The sequence below is a fragment of the Microbacterium sp. NPDC089190 genome (assembly GCF_040701795.1).
GTDB lineage: Bacteria > Actinomycetota > Actinomycetes > Actinomycetales > Microbacteriaceae > Microbacterium > Microbacterium galbum.
This window is the reverse complement of sequence record NZ_JBFBHF010000002.1, coordinates 167,582-185,454: the sequence shown is the minus strand read 5'-3', so window position 1 is coordinate 185,454 and position 17,873 is coordinate 167,582. Positions and strand designations below refer to the sequence as shown.

Below are 17,873 nucleotides of genomic sequence, written 5' to 3'. Positions count from 1 at the left end.
GTTCCCCACGACGACTCGATCTCGGCCGGCGACCGCGCGGTCGCCGCTCACACGCCGGGCCGCGCGAGCGGGGTGCCGTCGAGGCCGTCGATGAGATCGCGCAGGCTGTCGAAGACCCGGACGGCGCCTGCGTCGTGAAGCTCGTCGACGGAGAACCCGCCGGTGCGCACCGCGACCGTGTCGACGCCGGCGTCGCCGGCCGCCACGGCATCCCAGGGGGAGTCTCCGATCATGATCCCGCCCGTGCCGGACACGCGGCCGAGGGCCGTCTGCACGAGGTCGGGGGCGGGTTTGCTGGCGGTCACGTCGTCGGAGGTCGTCCATGCGTCGGCGATGTCGCGCGCCTCGACGAGGTCGAGGAAATGCTCGACGTGGTCGCTCTTGCCGGAGCTGGCGAGCACGACCTGGAATCCGCGCTTCTTGACCTCGAGGAGCAGATCGTGCGCTCCGTCGAAGGGGCGCACCTCGTCGATGAGCGGTTCGAACTCCTCGGCCCACGCGGCACGCAGGTCGTCGCCGTGCGCGCGTTCGACCCCGTCGTCGGTGAGGGAGGGCACGAGCTGATCGCCGCCCATGCCGATCGCGCGGTGGATGCGCCAGATCGGCAGCACGATGTCGAAGCGGCGGAATGACCGGTACCAGGCGAGGGCGTGCTGGTAGTTGGTGTCGACGAGGGTGCCGTCGACGTCGAAGATCGCGGTGTCTGCCATGGGGTTCCGTCTTCCGGTCGTGGTCGGGTGCATGCAGCCCACACGCCGCCGCGCGCGAGGTCAGTCCCATTGCGGTCCCGGGCGCCCTCGGCTACAGTTTTACTGAACGATCGGTCTGTAAAAGGAGTCGACGATGACGATGACCGTACCCCCCGCGGACGCCCACGCCCTCGATGGCGAGGCGACGTTCGACGCCCTCATCGAGGCCGACGGCCGCATCGAGCCGCGCGATTGGATGCCGGACGCCTACCGCCGCACGCTGATCCGCCAGATCTCGCAGCACGCGCACTCCGAGATCATCGGCATGCAGCCGGAGGGGGCGTGGATCACGCGGGCACCGAGCCTGAAGCGCAAGTCGATCCTGCTCGCGAAGGTGCAGGACGAGGCGGGTCACGGCCTGTACCTCTACTCCGCGGCGCAGACCCTCGGCATCACGCGCGACGAGATGACGCAGCAGCTCGTCGACGGGAAGGCGCGGTACTCGTCGATCTTCAACTACCCGACCCCCACCTGGGCCGACATGGGCGCGATCGGCTGGCTCGTCGACGGCGCCGCGATCTGCAACCAGGTGCCGTTGTGCCGCGCCTCGTACGGGCCCTACGGTCGCGCGATGGTGCGCATCTGCAAAGAGGAGTCGTTCCACCAGCGCCAGGGTTTCGAGATCCTGCTCACCCTCATGCAGGGAACAGAGGAGCAGCGGGAGATGGCTCAGGATGCCGTGAACCGTTGGTACTGGCCGAGCCTGATGATGTTCGGACCCCCCGATGACGACTCGCCCAACTCGGCGCAGTCGATGGCGTGGAAGATCAAGCGCTTCAGCAACGACGAGCTGCGTCAGCGCTTCGTGTCCATGCTCGTGCCGCAGGCGGCCGTGCTGGGCGTGACGCTGCCCGACCCCGAGCTGCGGTTCGACGAGGCGACCGGCGAGTACCGCATGGGCGAGATCGATTGGACCGAGTTCCACGAGGTGCTCGCCGGACGCGGTCCGCTCAACACGATGCGCCGCCAGCACCGCCGTGACGCCCACGAGGAAGGCGCCTGGGTGCGCGAGGCCGCCGCGGCCTACGCCGCGAAGAAGAGCGCCGCCCGCGCCGAGACGACGGCGGCCGCCTGATGGCCACGCCCGGCGGGAGCCCCGCGGAGACCTGGCCCCTGTGGGAGGTCTTCGTGCGCGCAGGCCGCGGCCTCAGTCACGTGCACGTCGGCTCGCTCCACGCACCCGACGCCGAACTCGCCGTCCGCAACGCGCGCGACCTGTACACCCGGCGCGGCGAGGGCGTCTCGGTGTGGGTCGTGCCCTCGGATGCCGTGACCACGAGCGACCCGGGGGCCAAGGGCGCGTTCTTCGAGTCCCCGGCGGGCAAGAACTATCGGCACGCCGTGTACTACACCGCCTCCGAGGGGGTGCCGCACCTGTGAGCATCTCGACCGATCAGGGGGACCGGTCCCTTCGACAGGCTCAGGGACCTGGGGTCGCAGCCCCGGTGACCGGAGCCGCAGCGCCGCAGGCCGGGGCCACGGCGCCGGTGGCTGAGCCCGTCGAACCCACCGGCACCCACGGCGACGTCTCGCTCGACGCGCGCGAGCTCGCCGCCGAGCTCGCCGGGGGAGAGGACCGGGCGACCGATCCCGACGTCGCCGCGTACGCGATGCACCTGGGCGACGACGCGCTCATCCTCGCGCAGAACCTCTGCGGCTGGGTCGCCCGTGCCCCCGAGCTGGAGGAGGACGTCGCCCTCGGCAACATCGCCCTCGACCTCCTCGGCCACGCCCGCTCGCTGCTGCGCTACGCCGGCAGCCACGACGGGCGCAGCGAAGACGATCTCGCCTACTGGCGAGACGAGCGCGATTTCCGCAGCGCGTGGCTCTTCGAGCTTCCGAACGGCGACTTCGCGCACACGATCGCCCGCCAGCTCCTGGCATCCGCGTACCTCCTCGAGCTGTACCGCGACCTGTCGGCATCCACCGATCCCGTGCTGTCCGCCGTCGCCGCCAAGGCCGAGAAGGAGGTCGACTACCACCGCGATCACGCCGTGCAGTGGACGCTCCGTCTCGCCGGCGGTACCGACGAGTCGCGTCGCCGCTTCCTCGTCGCCCTCGATGACACCTGGCCGTACCTCGACGAGGTGTTCCGCGACCTGCCGCTGCACAATCGTCTCGAGGGCATCGCCGTGCGCCCCTCCATCCTGCGCGGCCGCGTCGACGAGGTGCTCGCGGAGGTGCTCGCGGAGGAGCACGTCCCGGTCCCCGCGATCGCCTCGTCCTCCGCGGGGGGACGCCGGGGGCGGCATCACCCCGCCTTCGGGCCGCTGCTGGCCGAGCTGCAGGTGCTGGCCCGCCGGCATCCGGGGGCGACATGGTGACCGCGACGCGAGACCGTGCTCGCGAGATCGTCGCGGCCGTCCTCGACCCCGAGGTGCCCGTGCTCACGATCGACGATCTCGGAGTGCTGCGCGACGTCCGCCTGGACGGGGAGACCGTGACCGTCACGATCACCCCGACCTACTCGGGGTGCCCGGCGGTCGACGCGATCCGCGACGACATCGTGCTCGCCCTCACCTCCGCCGGCTTCGACGACGTCGTCGTCTCGACGACGCTGACCCCCGCGTGGACCACCGACTGGATGAGCGACGCGGGACGACGCAAGCTCACCGAGTACGGCATCGCCCCGCCGTCCGGCCGGGCTCCCGCGGGCCCCATCCGCGTGAAGCTCAGCGTCGCGTGCCCCCGGTGCGGCTCCCTCGACACCCGCGAGGTCTCGCGCTTCGGGTCGACCTCGTGCAAGTCGCACTGGGAGTGCCGGGCGTGCCTCGAACCCTTCGACCACTTCAAGGCCCTCTGATGACGACGACCGACACGGCTGCGGATGCCGTGACCCCGGCGTTCGCGGGAAGCCCGACCCTCGGTGCCGTGCGCGAGACCGGGGGTCGTGCCCGTGCCCGGTTCCACACCCTGCGGGTCGCGGACGTCCGCCCCCTCACCCCGACGGCGATCGAGGTGACATTCGCCGTCCCCGACGAGCTCGTCGACGCCTTCGACTACGCCGCGGGCCAGTACGTCGCCCTTCGAGCGCGCGTCGACGGCGAAGACCTGCGGCGGTCGTACTCGCTCTGCCGACCTCCGACGCGCGGGACGATCAGCGTCGGCATCAAGCGCGACCCCGACGGCCGGTTCTCGACCTGGGCGCACGAGGACCTGCGCCCGGGCGACGAGATCGACGTGATGAGCCCGCAGGGCACCTTCGTCTCGCGAGCCTCGACGGCGACCGGACACGTCGTCGCCATCGCCGCCGGCTCCGGGATCACCCCCATCATGGCGCTCGCCGCCGATGTGCTCGAACGCTCGACCGAGAGTCGGATGACGATCGTCTACGCCAACCGGTCCTCGACCGACGTGATGTTCGTCGACGAGCTCGCCGACCTGAAGGACCGGTACCCCGCCCGCGTCACGCTGCATCACGTGCTCTCGCGCGAGCAGCGGGCGGCCCCGGTGTTCTCGGGACGCATCGACGACGAGCGACTGCGCCTCATCCTGTCGCGCCTGATCGATCCGGCATCCGTCGACGAATGGTTCCTGTGCGGGCCGTTCGCCCTCGTCGAGCTGTGCCGCGAGGCGCTCACCGAGGTCGGTGTGCCGCGCGAGCGCGTGCGTTTCGAGCTGTTCACCGCCGGAGACGGCGACGCGCCGGCGCAGACCGGAGGAGCGCGCGCCGTGCGCCTGCGCGCCGACGAGCCGGTACGCCGCATCGACTTCATCCTCGACGGCCAGTCGGCGTCGGTGGAGAGCCCGATCGCCGCGAACGAGACGATCCTGGCCGCGGCCCTGCGCGTGCGGCCCGACGTGCCGTTCGCGTGCGCCGGCGGTGTCTGCGGAACCTGCCGCGCCCGCGTGATCGAGGGGGCGGTGTCGATGACCGAGAACTACGCCCTCGAGCCCGACGAGATCGCCCGCGGCTACGTCCTGACCTGCCAGTCCCACCCGACCTCCGACGCCGTTCGCGTCGACTACGACGGATGACGAAGGATGCCATGACCCCGCACCGCATCTCCGTAGGCGATCCGTCACCCGGGCGCGCCCGCGGGGGAGTCGCATGATCGAGTACACCGGCGCCGACGGTGTCGCCGAGATCGTCCTGAACGCCCCCGCACGCCGCAATGCCGTGGGTCTCGACGATCTGCACGCCCTGGCTGCGGCCTACGACCGCGCCGAGGCGGACGGCGCCCGCGCCGTTCTTCTGCGGGGTGAGGGGCCGTCCTTCTGCGCCGGTCGCGACATCTCCGGCGTCGACCCGTCGACCGACGACGTCGGCGGTTACCTGGACGAGACGCTGGCGCCGCTGCTGCGTCGCATGGCGGCCTTCCCCGCACCCACCTTCGCGGTCGCCCACGGCGCGTGCCTGGGCGTCGGCCTCGGCCTGCTCATCGCCACCGACGTCGTCTACGTCGCCGACACCGCCAGGATCGGTTCGCCCTTCGCAGCCCTGGGAGCGACCCTCGACTCCGGCGGCCACGCGCTGTTCGCCGAGCGGCTCGGCATCCACGCGACCCTCGATCTCATCTACACCGGTCGCCTGCTGTCGGGCGAGGAAGCGGTGCGGGCGGGCCTCTTCTCGCGCGTGCTCCCCGCCGCCGAGGTGCAGGATGCCACGAGCCTCGCCGCCGTCCGCGCGGCGGCCGGGCCCACCGCCGCCTTCCGGGCGAGCAAGCGCATCGTCTCGGCGATCCGCGACGAGCGGCTGGGGCTGTGGGACGCCATGGCGCTCGAGAACCGCGCCCAGGCGGCCCTCGCGGCCACCGACGACTATCGCGAGGGGTTCGCGGCGTTCCAGGCCAAGCGCGCACCGTCGTTCACGGGTCACTGACGCCGCGCGAGAACCGCACGTCGGCGCCCCCGCCCGGGCGCCGGACAGCGCGCGCAGTCGGCTCCGCGCCGCGCGCAGGGCGTGCGTCGTCGTCGCGCATCCCTCGTCGTCGCCCTGCTTGAATCAGACCATGCCGCGCATCGACGACGACGACGAACTCGCGACCCTCCGCCGCCGGGCTTACGCCCCCGGCGCCGACATCTCCGCCGACCCTTCGGCGCTGGAGCGCCTGATCGAGCTCGAGCAGCGCGCGGCGGCCCGCGACGGCGGCGCGGCGGACGACCGTGCGGCGCCGGACGGCGAACAGACGGAGCCCGAGGCGGCATCCGTCGGTGCGGAGGCGGGGGGAGAAGACGGCGAGTCGGCCCGCCCGGCCCGCCGCCGGATGCCGCGTCTGCGGCGTTCCACGGTGGTGATGCTCGCCGGGGCCGGGCTCGTCGTGGCGACACTGCTGACCGCTCTGGTGCTCGTGCAGCGCGTGCAGACCGATCCCCTCCAGGTGGGTGCCACGCAGGTCGCCCGGCTCGCGGAGGACCCTTCGTTCGACATTCCCAGCTCCCTGTACCGCGGGATCACCGGCAACGTGAAGGCCTATACGGCCTTCGAGGGTTTCCGCGTCATCTCCTATCCCTCGTTCCGCGCGGGCGAAGGCGCGGCCCGGTGCATGACGGTGTATCAACCCGACCTGCTCGACACCGGTGACGATTCCTTCTCGTACGACGGGCAGTTCCTCCTGCCCTCCTGTGCGGCGGGCCCGTTCCCGGCGACCTTCACGATCCTGCTCGCCGAGGACACCCCCGAGCGGGAGCCGACGGATCTGCCCGCGGACACGTCCTTGCAGTTCGTCTACGACCAGGGACGAGACCAGATCGTGGTCTTCCGCGGCTGACGGCGAGGCTGCTCGGGGATCGCGGCCGCGCGAGAACCGCGTCGGACGCAAGCCCCCGCCGCACACGACGATGCCCCGGCACACCGGCCGGGGCATCGTCGAAACGCGTCAGCGTGTCACATGCGTCACGCAGCGGTGGTCACGGCGAACTGCACGGATCCCTGCTGCGGGTCGATCTGCGCGTCGAGAACGCGGTCGTCGAGCACCGCGGCGGCGTCGGTGTCGAGGAAGACCCGTGCTCCGGAGTTCTCGACGACGGTGTCGGCGGGCTCGGGCGCGTCGACGACCGAGAGCGCGAACTGCGACTCGGGCGAACCCGCTCCGGCGATGCGCACGCCGCCCTGCGGGGCGTCGGGGAACTGCGCGGTGATGGTCTTGACGGCGGTCGTGGCCTCTTCGGTGAGTGTCAGCATGGGTGACTCTCCTTCTCTGATCGACGACAGGAATCAGCCACGATGCCGAGAATCGCGGCGGCTCTCAACTCCTCGCCGCCATTTCCAGGGGTTTCCCACCGGTCGTCCAGACGTCAGGGGAGGAGCCCGGCCCGTCGTGCGCGTGTCACTGCCGCGTGTCGGGTGGAGGCGTCGAGCTTCGACATCGCCGAGGCCAGGTACGACTTCACCGTGGTCTCACGCAGACCGAGGGATGCCGCGATCTCCCCGTTCGTCGAGCCCACCGCGGCGCAGGCGAGCACGTCGATCTCGCGTCGCGACAGGTGGACGTCCGTTTCGGCGCCCGTGGCAGGACTGTCGCCGGTGAGCGCGGCGAGTCGCGCCTCGATGTCCTCGAGTCGTCGGCGCACGGCGTCGTCTCCGACGGTCGCGGCCAGGCTCCGCAGCTGCGCGTAGCTCTCCCGGATCTCCTCGCGCGCGCCCGCGCTGAGGCCGCCCTCCGGCGCCGGTGCAGCCGCCATCCGGCGTTCGACCTCGGCCCGCACGCGCAGCTCGGTGCCGAGCTCGCCCGCCACATCGAACGCCGGTCGAGCCTCGACCTCGCCGACCTGGGATTGCGCCCACGAGCCGCAGTACAGCACGCCGCGGGCCGCACCTCCGACCAGCACGGGCACGGCGAACAGCGTGGCGATGCCCTCGCCGAGGATGGCGCGGTCGTAATCGTGCGTGATCGACCGCGACGTGCGGTAGTCGAGGGTCATGCGGGGGCGCCGCTCGACGAGGGCCCGCCCACCGAGTCCGCGGGTCGCATGGACCACGAGGCCCTCGATGCTCCGCGTGCGGGCGCCGACGATGGTCGACACGTGCACCGCCCCGTCGTGCTCGAGCCCGCCGAAGGCCACAGGGAAATGCGTGCGCCGGGCGAGCTCGCTCACGGCGTGCGAGACCAGTCGCGTGTCGTCTCGAAGTGTGGACGGTGCAGCCACGCACTACCTACTTCCGGGGGTGACGGCTTCGTCGCCGCGTTTCGTAGCGTCGACCCTACCACCGGGGAAGCGCCAGCCGACCCGGACTTTTCCCCCGAACGGCGCAGCGTTGCGCCGTACTCATGAGGCAAGGAGGCCACATGACGGACCGTCGCATCGACGACGCCCACACGGGCGGCGTCGATTACATCGCGGTCGAGGAGTCCGCCCCGTTCCAGGAGTTGAAGAGGCGCCAACGCCGCTTCGTCTTCCCGCTCGCGGTGGTGTTCCTCGTCTGGTATTTCGCCTACGTGCTGCTGTCGTCGTTCGCCCCGGAGTTCATGGCCCAGCCGGTGTCGGGAGCGATCACCGTCGGCCTGCTGCTGGGACTCGGGCAGTTCGTGACCACGTTCGCGATCACCATGGGCTACGTCGCGTACGCCAACCGGCAACTCGACCCCGGAGCCGAACAGCTTCGTCACGAGCTCGAGCAGACTGAGGGGGGACGCGCATGAACGACGTGCTCGCCGCCCTCGACGCGGCCGTCCAGACGGTCGAGAACAACCCGGTGCTGAACATCTCGATCTTCGGCGCATTCGTGGCCGTGACGTTGTTCATCGTCATCCGGGCCAGTCGCAACAGCAAGACCGCGGCCGATTACTACGCCGCCGGGCGATCGTTCACCGGACCGCAGAACGGGTTCGCGATCGCCGGCGACTACCTCTCGGCGGCGTCGTTCCTCGGCATCGTCGGCGCCATCGCGATCAACGGCTATGACGGGTTCCTGTACTCGATCGGCTTCCTCGTGGCGTGGCTCGTGGCTCTGCTGCTCGTCGCGGAGCTCATGCGCAACACGGGCAAGTTCACGATGGCCGACGTGCTCTCGTTCCGCCTCAAGGAGCGCCCCGTGCGCATGGCCGCCGCGATCACGACGCTCGCGGTGTGCTTCTTCTACCTCCTCGCGCAGATGGCGGGTGCCGGCGGACTGGTGTCGCTGCTGCTCGGCATCACCGAGCGGGTCGGCCAGTCGATCGTGGTCGCGGTGGTCGGCATCCTGATGATCGTCTACGTGCTGATCGGCGGGATGAAGGGAACGACCTGGGTGCAGATCGTCAAGGCCTTCCTGCTCATCGGCGGTGCCGTCGTGATGACGGTCTGGGTGCTCGCGATCAACGGCTTCAGCCTGAACACCCTTCTCGAGAGCGCGGTGGCGGCCTCGCCCAAGGGCGACGCGGTCCTCGCCCCGGGACTGCAGTACGGCAAGAACCCGTGGGACTTCATCTCGCTCGCCCTCGCACTCGTCCTCGGCACCGCGGGACTCCCGCATGTGCTCATGCGCTTCTACACGGTGCCCACGGCGAAGGAGGCGCGGCGCTCGGTGGTTTGGGCCATCTGGCTGATCGGACTGTTCTACATCCTCACGCTCGTGCTCGGGTACGGTGCCGGCGCCCTCGTCGGGGCGGACACGATCCTCGCGGCCCCCGGCGGGGTCAACGCCGCGGCACCCCTGCTCGCCTTCGCCCTCGGCGGGCCGCTGCTGCTGGGCTTCATCTCGGCGGTGGCGTTCGCGACGATCCTGGCGGTCGTGGCGGGGCTGACGATCACCGCGGCCGCGTCGTTCGCGCACGACATCTACGCCAACGTGGTGAAGAAGGGCGACGTGCCGCCCGACGGCGAGGTCAAGGTCGCGCGGCGGACGGTCATCGTCATCGGCATCCTGGCCATCCTCGGCGGGATCGGCGTGCAGGGCCAGAACGTGGCCTTCCTCGTCGCCCTCGCGTTCGCGGTCGCGGCCTCGGCCAACCTGCCGACGATCCTGTTCTCGCTGTTCTGGCGCAAGTTCACCACCCGTGGCGCGGTGTGGAGCATGTACGGCGGGCTCGGCTCGGCGCTCGTGCTCATCTTCCTCTCGCCGGTCTTCTGGGGAACGCCCACGAGCGTGTTCGTGAACACCGGGGTGGCCATCTGGCCGCTGAACAACCCTGGCATCGTGTCGATCCCGCTCGGCTTCCTTCTGGGATGGCTGGGCTCGGTCACCTCGCGCACCGCCGAAGACCGCCGCAAGGCGGCCGAGATGGACGTGCGATCCCTCACCGGGTACGGCGCCGAGAAGGCGTCGAACCACTGATCCGGCCGCGCCCGGTCCCGCTCCAGCGGGGCCGGGCGTCGTCGCGCGCGGCCCCGGCGCCGCACAGAGGCGCGTCCCCGCCTACCCCGCGGCGCGCAGCCTCTCGCCGAGCACGACCCTGCTCTCGAGGTCGAGCAGCTGCTCCTTGACCTCGGGGTGCCCGCCGTACTCGCCGATCGATCCGTCGGCGCGCACCACCCGATGCACGGGGACGACGATCGAGAACGGACTCGACGCGCACGCCGTGCCGACCGCCCGCGCGGCGCGCGGAGCGTCGGCCATAAGCGCCACCTCTCCGTACGACGCCACTTCTCCGTAGGGGATGCCGAGCGTCGCCTCGAGCGCCGTCCGCGTGAATCCGCGCACGAGGCGCCAGTCGAGGGCGACCTCGAACGCGCGTCGTTCGCCGGCGAAATACTCGTCGAGCTGCGCGACGAGGCCGTCGCCGACCGACGGGTCGGGCTCTGGCACGACGCCCAGGCGGTGCGAGATCTCGGCGCGGGCGAGGTCGATCCCGTCGTGCGCGACGTCGAGACGCACGAGGGCGTCGTCGATGAACGTCAGCAGGATCGGCCCGAGGGGGCCGTCGTATTCAGTGCTGGTGACTGTGCTCATGCCCTCATCCTCTTCACCGTCGGGGAGCCCCGCGGGGCCGCCGCCCGGAAGAGGGGAGGATGCCGCTGATCCGCCGCCTGGGGAGGAAGCGCCGGTGGTGCGGCGTGTCGCCGATTGTCGCGAAACTCGCCGCCGCTACGGGGGTTACCCGATCGACCGGCTTAGTCTGACAGGTGTGTGGCGAGCTGAGGACGGTACCGTGATCGGTGCCGACGGAGACGATTCGATGTCGTCCGTCGATCCGGGCGAGCTGCGATTGTCGGAGCCCGGCATCGTGGTCCGCCACGTCGCCGACCCCGAGCGCGATCGCATCCGCGCCGAGGCGGCAGCCCTGGGCGGGCGGTCGACACTGCTGCGGTTCGACGACGCGCTTGACGCGGGCATCGACATCACCAAGGCGCACCCGGGCTCTCTCCCGCAGTTCATCACGGGGCGCGCGACGATGCTCTCCAACCTCTTCCGCGACGAGGTCGCCCTGCGCACGGCACGCATGGCCGCCGACCGCATCACCTCGAAGAACGTCGAGCTGCGCACCGCCCGCGGTCTCGAGCCCGTGCATCTGGCCGTCGGCCTCTCCGCGTGGAAGATCGGGGGAGTGGAGTGGTCGGCCCCCGTGCTGCTGCGTCCCCTCGCCATCCGCCGGCACCACGGCGACTTCGAGCTCAAGCTGCACGGCGCCTTCGTGATGAACCCCGAGCTCTCGCGCGCGTTCCGCACGCATCTCGGCATCCAGATCGACAGCGCCGCCCTCGCAGGTCTCGCGTACGACCAGGGCGTGTTCAAACCGCAGCCGGTCATCGACCACATCCGCCGCCTGACCTCGCACGTGCCGACCTTCGTCGTGCACCCGCGCCTGGTCATCTCGTCGTTCGCCGACGTGGGCTCGGGCATGGCGCGCGACACGCACGACCTCGACGACCCGCTGCTGAACGCCCTCGCGGGGCATCCCGACGACCGTGCCCGCGTCAGCGTGCGCCGTGCCGACCCCGTGGTCGTCGGCCCCGACGAGCGTGCGCCCGCCGCCGACACCCTGCTGCTCGACGCCGACGCCGAGCAGGAGCGGGTGCTCGCCCGGATCGCCGCCGGTCACTCCCTCGCCGTGCACACGCTGCCCGGCACCGGAGGGACGCAGACCGTCATCAACGCGATCGGTCAGCTCGTCCACGACAACAAGCGCGTGCTCGTGGTCAGCGCCCGTCGCTCGACGCTCGACGGCATCCGTCACCGTCTCGCCGGCGTCGGACTGACCGGGCTCGCCGTCTCGCCGCACCACGTGCGCCGCGACCTCATCCGCGCGATCGGCCGAAACGAGAAGGCTGAGCAGCCCAAGGTCGCCGAGATCGACGACGCTCTCGTGCGTCTGCGCACCGTGCTGCGCGACTACCGCTCGGCCGTGACCGAGCCGCACCTGGCACTGGGCGTCTCCGCGCTCGACGTCCTTCGCGCGCTGACGTCTCTGGCATCCACGTCCCCCGCCCCCTCGACCGAGGCGCGGTTCGATCTCGCCACGCTCGAACGCCTCGCCGGTCGCCGCGACGCCGCGGCCCGCGCCCTGGCGATGGCGGCACGCCTGGGCGAGTTCCGCTTCGGCCCAGACGACTCGCCGTGGTACGGCGTCAGCTTCACCCGCACCGAAGACGCGCGCGCCGCGCACGATCTCGCGGGCAAACTGCACGCCCACGAGGTTCCGCGCCTGCTCGAGCGCGGCTACGAGCTCATCGCGCAGACCCGCATGCGGCCGTTCCAGACGGTCTCCGAGCTCGGCGCGTACCTCAAGCTCCTGCAGGGCATCCGCGAGTCGCTCGATCGCTTCAGCCCGAGCGTGTTCGAACGCCCCCTCGGCGAGCTGATCGACGCGCATTCCCCGCGCCGCGACGCCTCGGCGATGAGCGGTCCGAACCGCCGTCGGCTCAAGCGCCTCTCGAAGGAGTACGTGCGCCCGGGCGTGCACGTGCCCGACATGTACGAGGCGCTCGTGCGCATCCAGCAGCAGCGCACCGAGTGGCAGCGCGTCGTCGAGGCCGGCGTCACCCCCGAGGTGCCGCTCGGCCTGGCCGACGTGCACGTCTCGTGGCAGCGCACCGACGCGCTGCTCGGCGAGCTCGACCAGATCCTCGGCCGCCAGGGCTCCGACCGCTTGGCGACCCTGCCCGTGCAGCGTCTCGTCCGCACCCTCGCCGGACTCGCCGCCGAGTCGACGTTCTTCGACAACCTCGTTGAGCGCGCGCAGCTGCGTTCCGAGCTCGCGCGCCTGGGGCTGGAGCAGCTCCTGGTCGAACTGTCGGTGCGGCACGTGCCCGAGGAGCGCGTGGGCGCCGAACTCGAGTTCGCGTGGTGGCAGTCCGCCCTCGAGCACCTGCTGCGCACCGACAAGGCCCTGCTGGGAGCCAACACGAGCGTCGTCGACCGCCTCGAGCGCGACTTCCGGCTCGTCGACGAGGCGCACGCGGCCGCCGCGGGGCCCCTGCTCGCCGCCCAGCTCGCGACGCAGTGGCGTATCGGCATCGTCGACCACGCCGACGAGGCCGCCGCCCTCAAGCGTTCGCTGAAGGACGGCCTGCACACGGCGCAGGAGATCTCGGATGCCGCCCCCACGCTGCTGCGCACGCTCGCGCCGGTGTGGCTGGCGTCGCCCTACGAGGTGCCCGACGTGCCGCACGATCTCGCGTTCGACGTCGTGATCATCGCGGATGCCGCCGCCCTGTGCCTCGCCGAGGCGACCCCGGCGCTGCGCCGCGCGCGTCAGGTCGTGCTGTTCGGCGACCCGGTCGTACAGAAGCCGACGCCCTTCCGCGTGAGTGCGGCGATCGCCGCCGCGCCCGAGTCCGCCGGGGCCGACGCGGACGCCGACGAGGTGCCGTTCGACGAGACCTCGGTCTTCGAACGCATCGCCGAGCTGCTCCCCGTCGAGACGCTCACCCGCAGCTACCGCGCCGGCGGAGAAGATCTCTCGCAGCTGGTCAACGACGCCTTCTACGGCGGAGAGATCGTGTCGCTGCCCTGGGCGGGTTCGTACCTCGGCCGCGGCAGCTTGAGCGTCGACTACGTCGAGGGTGGTGTCGGCGCCCCCGACCCCGTCAGCGGTGCCGTCGAGAGCCCCGACGCCGAGGTCGCCCGCGTCGTCACCCTGGTGGTCGAGCACGCCGTGAACCGCGCCTCGGAATCGCTCATGGTCGTCACCGCGAGCCGCAAGCACGCCGAGCGCGTGCGCGCCTCGGTCGTGGCGGCGCTGGCCGGCCGCTCCGACGTCGCCGAGTTCGTCTCACGGGATGCCGCCGAGCCCTTCGCCGTGCTCACCCTCGAGGAGTCGGTGGCCGAGAGCCGCGACCGCGTGGTGTTCTCGCTCGGCTTCGGTCTCACGCGTCACGGGCGCGTGCTCAGCGACTTCGGCGACCTGTCGACGCCCGACGGGGAGCGCCTGCTCACGGTCGGGATGACCCGCGCCCGCCGCTCGATGGTGATCGTGTCGTCGATCCGCCCCTCGGCCTTCGACGACGGCCGCCTCGAGCACGGTGCCGCAACCCTCATGGGCATCCTCGGCAACGTCGCCGCCCGCGGCCGCGAGAGCCGCCTCGAAGACCTCGCCGATCCGCTCACCCGCGCGCTGGCGCGGGAGCTGCGCCGTCTGGGTGTCGAGGTCGACGTCGACTACCGCGGTCTGCTTCCGCTCGTCGCCCGCTACAAGGGCAAGGCGGTCGTCGCCGAGAGCGATCCCGAGACCATCGGGGAGTCCCTGCGCGAGACGCTGCGTCTGCGCCCGCAGATCCTCCGGCGCCTCGGCTGGCACTACGTGCGGGTGCACGCGTTCGACTTGTACAGCGATCCCGCCGGCGTCGCCGCGCGCATCGCGGAGCTGCTCGGCATCGCCCCCGACGACGCCGCCACCCCCGACTCGACGACCGAGCCTCTCGACCTGCCCGGCTGATCCCCTGATGACCGAGAATCCGGATGCCACCGGCTGAGCCTGTCGAACCCTCCGAGTCGGAGTCGGGTGCGGTCCCGTCGACGGGCTCAGGGCCCTCTCCGGAGGCTGAGTCCGTCGAAGCCCCGGACGCCGCGTCGGGCCCGGTCGCTTCGACCGGCCCGAGGAGCTCTGCGGACACGCCGGCGGATCGTCAGCCCGTCGTCCGCGTCCGTGGCGCCCGCCGCGCACGGCTCCTCGCTGCGCCGGGGACGACGGCCGAGCCGGCGCCCGCCGACGACCCCGCACGCGGCACGGGCCCCCGACCCACGGCATCCGGGCCCAACGACGAGCGCATGATGCGCGAGGTCCCCCCGCACTACTGACCAGGAACGGCGACGGCGCCCGCGCCGGAACGCGTGGTCCCGGCGCGGACGCCGCGTCGTCGGCTCGAGGCCGCTCAGATCTTGTTCTGGCGCTCCAGCAGATCGCGGATCTGCACGAGCAGCTCCTGCTCGGTCGGCAGGTTCGGCTCTTCGGATGCCGCCTCGTTCACTCCGGCGCGAGCCGCGGCGCGGGCCTTCCAGCGGTTCATGGGGTACACGAACACGAAGTAGACGATCGCGGCGACCGCGACGAAGTTGATGATCGCCACGAGGATCGCGCCGAACTCGAACGTGGACGTGCCGCCGAGCAGAGTCGGGACGGTGACGTTCAGGTCACTCAGGTCGCCGACCTGGAACAGGAACCCGATCAACGGATTGATCAGACCCTGCACGAGGGCGTTGACGATGGCCGTGAAGGCCGCTCCGATGACGACGGCGACCGCGAGGTCGATGACGTTGCCGCGGAGGATGAACTCCTTGAATCCTTTGATCATGCGCTGGCTCCCCTTCTGCCGCGCCGCCCCGGACTCAGGAGACCGAAGAGGGAGCGGACGACGTCGTTTCCGACTTCGATGATGTCGAAGAACCCGACGACGCGCCACCGGAGGACGACGAGCTCGACCCGCGGGAATCGGTGCGGTAGAACCCCGATCCGTTGAAGGTGACGCCGATCGAGCCGTACTGCTTGCGCACCTCGCCGCCGCACTCCGGGCACTCGGTGAGGGCCGCGTCGGAGAAGGACTGCACGGCGTCGAAGCGGTGGCCGCACTGCTTGCAGGCGTAGGAGTAGGTGGGCATCGGTCTTCCTTCGGGTGTTCAGGCGTGGTGAGAGTCGAGCGCGATGGTGCGCGTCGGCGTGACCACGCCCGTGACGGGCTGGTCGTGCACGTCGCGGGGCACGTCGTCGACGAACTCGGAGTCGAAGATCACCGCATACACGGGCGGGCACTTCTCCATCGAGCCCAGGGTCTTGTCGAAGTAGCCGCGTCCCCAGCCCAGGCGCATCCCGTGCCGGTCGACGGCCGCGGCGGGGATGACGAGCAGGTCGACGTCGTTGACGGCGATCGGGCCGAGCACGTCGCCGACGGGCTCGGGCAGTCCGAACAGTCCCTCCGCGATCTCGGTGTCGGCAGTGGCCACGCTCCAGTCGAGCAGCCCGTCTTCACGCGTGATGGGAAGGAGCACGCGGATGCCGCGTTCCACCGCCGCGGACACGAAGGCGTGCGTGCCCGGCTCGGTCGGCGTCGAGAGGAAGCAGGAGATGCTGCGGGCGCCCAGTCGATCGACGAGGGCGTCGAGCTGCTCCTTGACGCCGGCCTCCGCGACATCGCGGGCGTGGGACGACACGGTCTGGCGACGTTCGCGCAGATCGGCGCGCAGTGCGCGCTTGGCCTGCTCGATGCGATCCGGCATGCGGGTAAGTCTACGTGCGCGCGTGTTGACGACGACGACCCGCGCTCCCGCTAGGGTATGCCCATGCCTCATAAGCCCTTCAAGGCCGTGATTCCGGCCGCAGGACTCGGTACTCGCTTCCTCCCCGCCACCAAGGCCATGCCCAAGGAGATGCTGCCGGTTGTCGACAAGCCGGCCATCCAGTACGTCGTCGAAGAGGCGACCGGTGCCGGCATCCAGGACGTCCTGATCATCATCGGACGCAACAAGAACAACATCGCCAACCACTTCGACTCGATGCCGGAGCTCGAGACGAAGCTCCGCGAGAAGGGCGACCACGACAAGCTCGCCAAGGTGGAGCACTCCTCCGACCTGGCCGACGTGCACATGGTGCGTCAGGGCGAGCCCAAGGGTCTGGGTCACGCGGTGCTCCGCGCGCGCAGCCACGTGGGCGACCACCCCTTCGCGGTCCTCCTGGGCGACGACCTCATCGACGAGCGCGACCCGCTGCTCGAGAAGATGATGTCCGAGTACGACAAGCGCGGCGCGACGGTCATCGCCCTCATGGAGGTCGACCCCTCACAGATCCACCTCTACGGTGTCGCCGCGGTCGAGCCCACCGAAGACGACGGTGTCGTCAAGGTCACGCAGCTCGTCGAGAAGCCCAAGGCGGAGGACGCGCCCTCGAACCTCGCGATCATCGGCCGCTACGTGCTCGGCCCCGACGTGTTCGACATCCTCGAGCGCACGGAGCCCGGCAAGGGCGGCGAGATCCAGCTGACCGACGCGCTCGAGGAGCTCGCGACCGGCGGCGGCGACGGGGGCGGCGTGTACGGCGTCGTGTTCCGCGGACGCCGTTACGACACCGGCGACCGCGTCGACTACATCAAGGCCATCGTGCAGCTCGCGGCCGACCGCGACGACCTGGGCCCCGCGCTGCGTCCGTGGTTCAAGGAGTTCGCGCAGGGTCTCTGACCCGGCGGAGCACTATGGATCTATCGATCCCGAGACGGCACGGCGAGGTGTCGATCCGTCTCATCCGCAACCGCGACGCGCGCGTGCTGCAGCAGCAGCTGATCGACAACCGCTCGTGGCTGCGTCCGTGGGAGGCGACGAGCCCCGACGGCCCCGTGTCGTTCGACATGCGGCTCGGCATCCGTCGCCTCCTCCAGCAGTACCGCGACGGCCTCGGCGTCCCCTTCGTGATGGCGTGGGACGACGAGGTCGCGGGGCAGCTCAACGTGTGGGGGGTCTCGCGCGGTTCGCTGGCCTCGGCCACGATCGGCTACTGGGTGGCCGAGGAGTTCGCCGGTCGCAACATCACGACGGTCGGCGTCGCGATGGCCACCGACGTGTGCTTCACCGAGCTGAACCTGCACCGGATCGAGATCTGCATCCGTCCCGAGAACCACGCGAGTCTGCGCGTGGTCGAGAAGCTCGGCTTCCGCTACGAGGGACTCCGTCGCCGCTACATCCACATCGACGGCGACTGGCGAGACCACTACGCCTTCGCGCTCGTGCGCGAAGAGGTGCCGCACGGCGTGCTCGACCGCTGGGCGCGGGGGCAGGTGCCGCCCGACGCGGCGCGCATCCCGCCGGCCGACCGCCTCTGAGCGCGTTGCGGCGCGGCGGGA

19 protein-coding genes are annotated in these 17,873 nt (G+C 71.0%); 12 read left to right on the top strand and 7 right to left on the bottom strand.

What is annotated here, in order from left to right:
• Positions 1–47: 47 nt before the first annotated feature.
• Positions 48–710 (bottom strand): HAD family hydrolase, encoded by a 663-nt coding sequence (locus tag AB0230_RS06700; protein WP_366374736.1) that lies wholly within the window; start codon positions 708–710, stop codon positions 48–50.
• Positions 711–843: 133 nt separating this feature from the next.
• Between AB0230_RS06700 and paaA the strand changes: the two genes are divergently transcribed.
• The 7 genes from paaA to AB0230_RS06665 all read left to right on the top strand — a co-directional run bounded on the left by paaA (position 844) and on the right by AB0230_RS06665 (position 6,460).
• The gene (paaA, locus tag AB0230_RS06695) at positions 844–1,824 is read left to right on the top strand and encodes a 1,2-phenylacetyl-CoA epoxidase subunit PaaA (RefSeq protein WP_366374734.1); all 981 of its coding nucleotides are present in this window, start codon (positions 844–846) and stop codon (positions 1,822–1,824) included.
• Entirely contained in the window at positions 1,824–2,129 is a 306-nt protein-coding gene (gene paaB, locus AB0230_RS06690) for a 1,2-phenylacetyl-CoA epoxidase subunit PaaB (RefSeq protein WP_315994742.1), read from the top strand. The genes paaA and paaB overlap by 1 nt, the downstream gene beginning before the upstream one ends.
• 107 nt (positions 2,130–2,236) lie before the next feature.
• Positions 2,237–3,073 carry a 1,2-phenylacetyl-CoA epoxidase subunit PaaC gene (gene paaC, locus AB0230_RS06685; protein ID WP_366375471.1) on the top strand — a complete coding sequence of 279 codons (837 nt, stop codon included), beginning with the start codon at positions 2,237–2,239 and terminating at the stop codon, positions 3,071–3,073.
• Positions 3,067–3,552 (top strand): 1,2-phenylacetyl-CoA epoxidase subunit PaaD, encoded by a 486-nt coding sequence (gene paaD, locus AB0230_RS06680; protein ID WP_366374732.1) that lies wholly within the window; start codon positions 3,067–3,069, stop codon positions 3,550–3,552. The genes paaC and paaD overlap by 7 nt, the downstream gene beginning before the upstream one ends.
• Complete coding sequence (gene paaE / locus AB0230_RS06675) at positions 3,552–4,727, top strand: 1,2-phenylacetyl-CoA epoxidase subunit PaaE (protein WP_366374730.1); 1,176 nt, start codon at positions 3,552–3,554, stop codon at positions 4,725–4,727. The genes paaD and paaE overlap by 1 nt, the downstream gene beginning before the upstream one ends.
• A 73-nt stretch (positions 4,728–4,800) precedes the next feature.
• A complete protein-coding gene (locus AB0230_RS06670) occupies positions 4,801–5,571 on the top strand; it encodes an enoyl-CoA hydratase-related protein (RefSeq protein WP_315994739.1) in 771 nt (256 codons plus the stop codon).
• Positions 5,572–5,701: 130 nt separating this feature from the next.
• On the top strand, positions 5,702–6,460 hold the full coding sequence (locus AB0230_RS06665) for a hypothetical protein (protein WP_366374728.1): 759 nt from the start codon (positions 5,702–5,704) through the stop codon (positions 6,458–6,460).
• Positions 6,461–6,585: 125 nt separating this feature from the next.
• On the opposite strand, the gene AB0230_RS06660 is transcribed toward AB0230_RS06665, so the two are convergent.
• Together AB0230_RS06660 and AB0230_RS06655 are read right to left on the bottom strand one after the other, a co-directional pair.
• Positions 6,586–6,873 carry a Fe-S cluster assembly protein HesB gene (locus AB0230_RS06660; RefSeq protein WP_315994737.1) on the bottom strand — a complete coding sequence of 96 codons (288 nt, stop codon included), beginning with the start codon at positions 6,871–6,873 and terminating at the stop codon, positions 6,586–6,588.
• Between the two features lie 113 nt (positions 6,874–6,986).
• Complete coding sequence (locus AB0230_RS06655; RefSeq protein ID WP_363389747.1) at positions 6,987–7,838, bottom strand: LuxR C-terminal-related transcriptional regulator; 852 nt, start codon at positions 7,836–7,838, stop codon at positions 6,987–6,989.
• A gap of 140 nt (positions 7,839–7,978) precedes the next feature.
• On the opposite strand from AB0230_RS06655, the gene AB0230_RS06650 reads away from it, so the two are divergent.
• Positions 7,979–8,332, top strand: coding sequence for a DUF485 domain-containing protein (locus AB0230_RS06650; RefSeq protein WP_366374726.1), 354 nt, complete (start codon positions 7,979–7,981; stop codon positions 8,330–8,332).
• A complete protein-coding gene (locus AB0230_RS06645) occupies positions 8,329–9,945 on the top strand; it encodes a cation acetate symporter (RefSeq protein ID WP_363389744.1) in 1,617 nt (538 codons plus the stop codon). The genes AB0230_RS06650 and AB0230_RS06645 overlap by 4 nt, the downstream gene beginning before the upstream one ends.
• 81 nt (positions 9,946–10,026) lie before the next feature.
• Here AB0230_RS06645 and AB0230_RS06640 read toward each other — a convergent pair whose 3' ends face one another.
• The gene (locus tag AB0230_RS06640) at positions 10,027–10,560 is read right to left on the bottom strand and encodes a methylated-DNA--[protein]-cysteine S-methyltransferase (protein WP_315994733.1); all 534 of its coding nucleotides are present in this window, start codon (positions 10,558–10,560) and stop codon (positions 10,027–10,029) included.
• Between the two features lie 226 nt (positions 10,561–10,786).
• On the opposite strand from AB0230_RS06640, the gene AB0230_RS06635 reads away from it, so the two are divergent.
• Positions 10,787–14,485 carry an AAA family ATPase gene (locus tag AB0230_RS06635; RefSeq protein WP_366374723.1) on the top strand — a complete coding sequence of 1,233 codons (3,699 nt, stop codon included), beginning with the start codon at positions 10,787–10,789 and terminating at the stop codon, positions 14,483–14,485.
• Between the two features lie 436 nt (positions 14,486–14,921).
• Here AB0230_RS06635 and mscL read toward each other — a convergent pair whose 3' ends face one another.
• From mscL to AB0230_RS06620, 3 genes are read right to left on the bottom strand one after another with little or no spacing between them, the layout of a single operon-like run.
• Positions 14,922–15,341, bottom strand: a complete 420-nt coding sequence (gene mscL, locus AB0230_RS06630) for a large conductance mechanosensitive channel protein MscL (RefSeq protein ID WP_315994731.1) — start codon at positions 15,339–15,341, stop codon at positions 14,922–14,924.
• Between the two features lie 34 nt (positions 15,342–15,375).
• Positions 15,376–15,645, bottom strand: a complete 270-nt coding sequence (locus AB0230_RS06625) for an FmdB family zinc ribbon protein (protein WP_363389734.1) — start codon at positions 15,643–15,645, stop codon at positions 15,376–15,378.
• 18 nt (positions 15,646–15,663) lie between these two features.
• Positions 15,664–16,260 (bottom strand): 5-formyltetrahydrofolate cyclo-ligase, encoded by a 597-nt coding sequence (locus AB0230_RS06620; protein ID WP_315994729.1) that lies wholly within the window; start codon positions 16,258–16,260, stop codon positions 15,664–15,666.
• 63 nt (positions 16,261–16,323) lie between these two features.
• On the opposite strand from AB0230_RS06620, the gene galU reads away from it, so the two are divergent.
• Together galU and AB0230_RS06610 are read left to right on the top strand one after the other, a co-directional pair.
• Complete coding sequence (gene galU, locus AB0230_RS06615; RefSeq protein WP_315994728.1) at positions 16,324–17,214, top strand: UTP--glucose-1-phosphate uridylyltransferase GalU; 891 nt, start codon at positions 16,324–16,326, stop codon at positions 17,212–17,214.
• Positions 17,215–17,228: 14 nt separating this feature from the next.
• Positions 17,229–17,852 carry a GNAT family protein gene (locus tag AB0230_RS06610; protein ID WP_315994727.1) on the top strand — a complete coding sequence of 208 codons (624 nt, stop codon included), beginning with the start codon at positions 17,229–17,231 and terminating at the stop codon, positions 17,850–17,852.
• Positions 17,853–17,873: the final 21 nt, after the last annotated feature.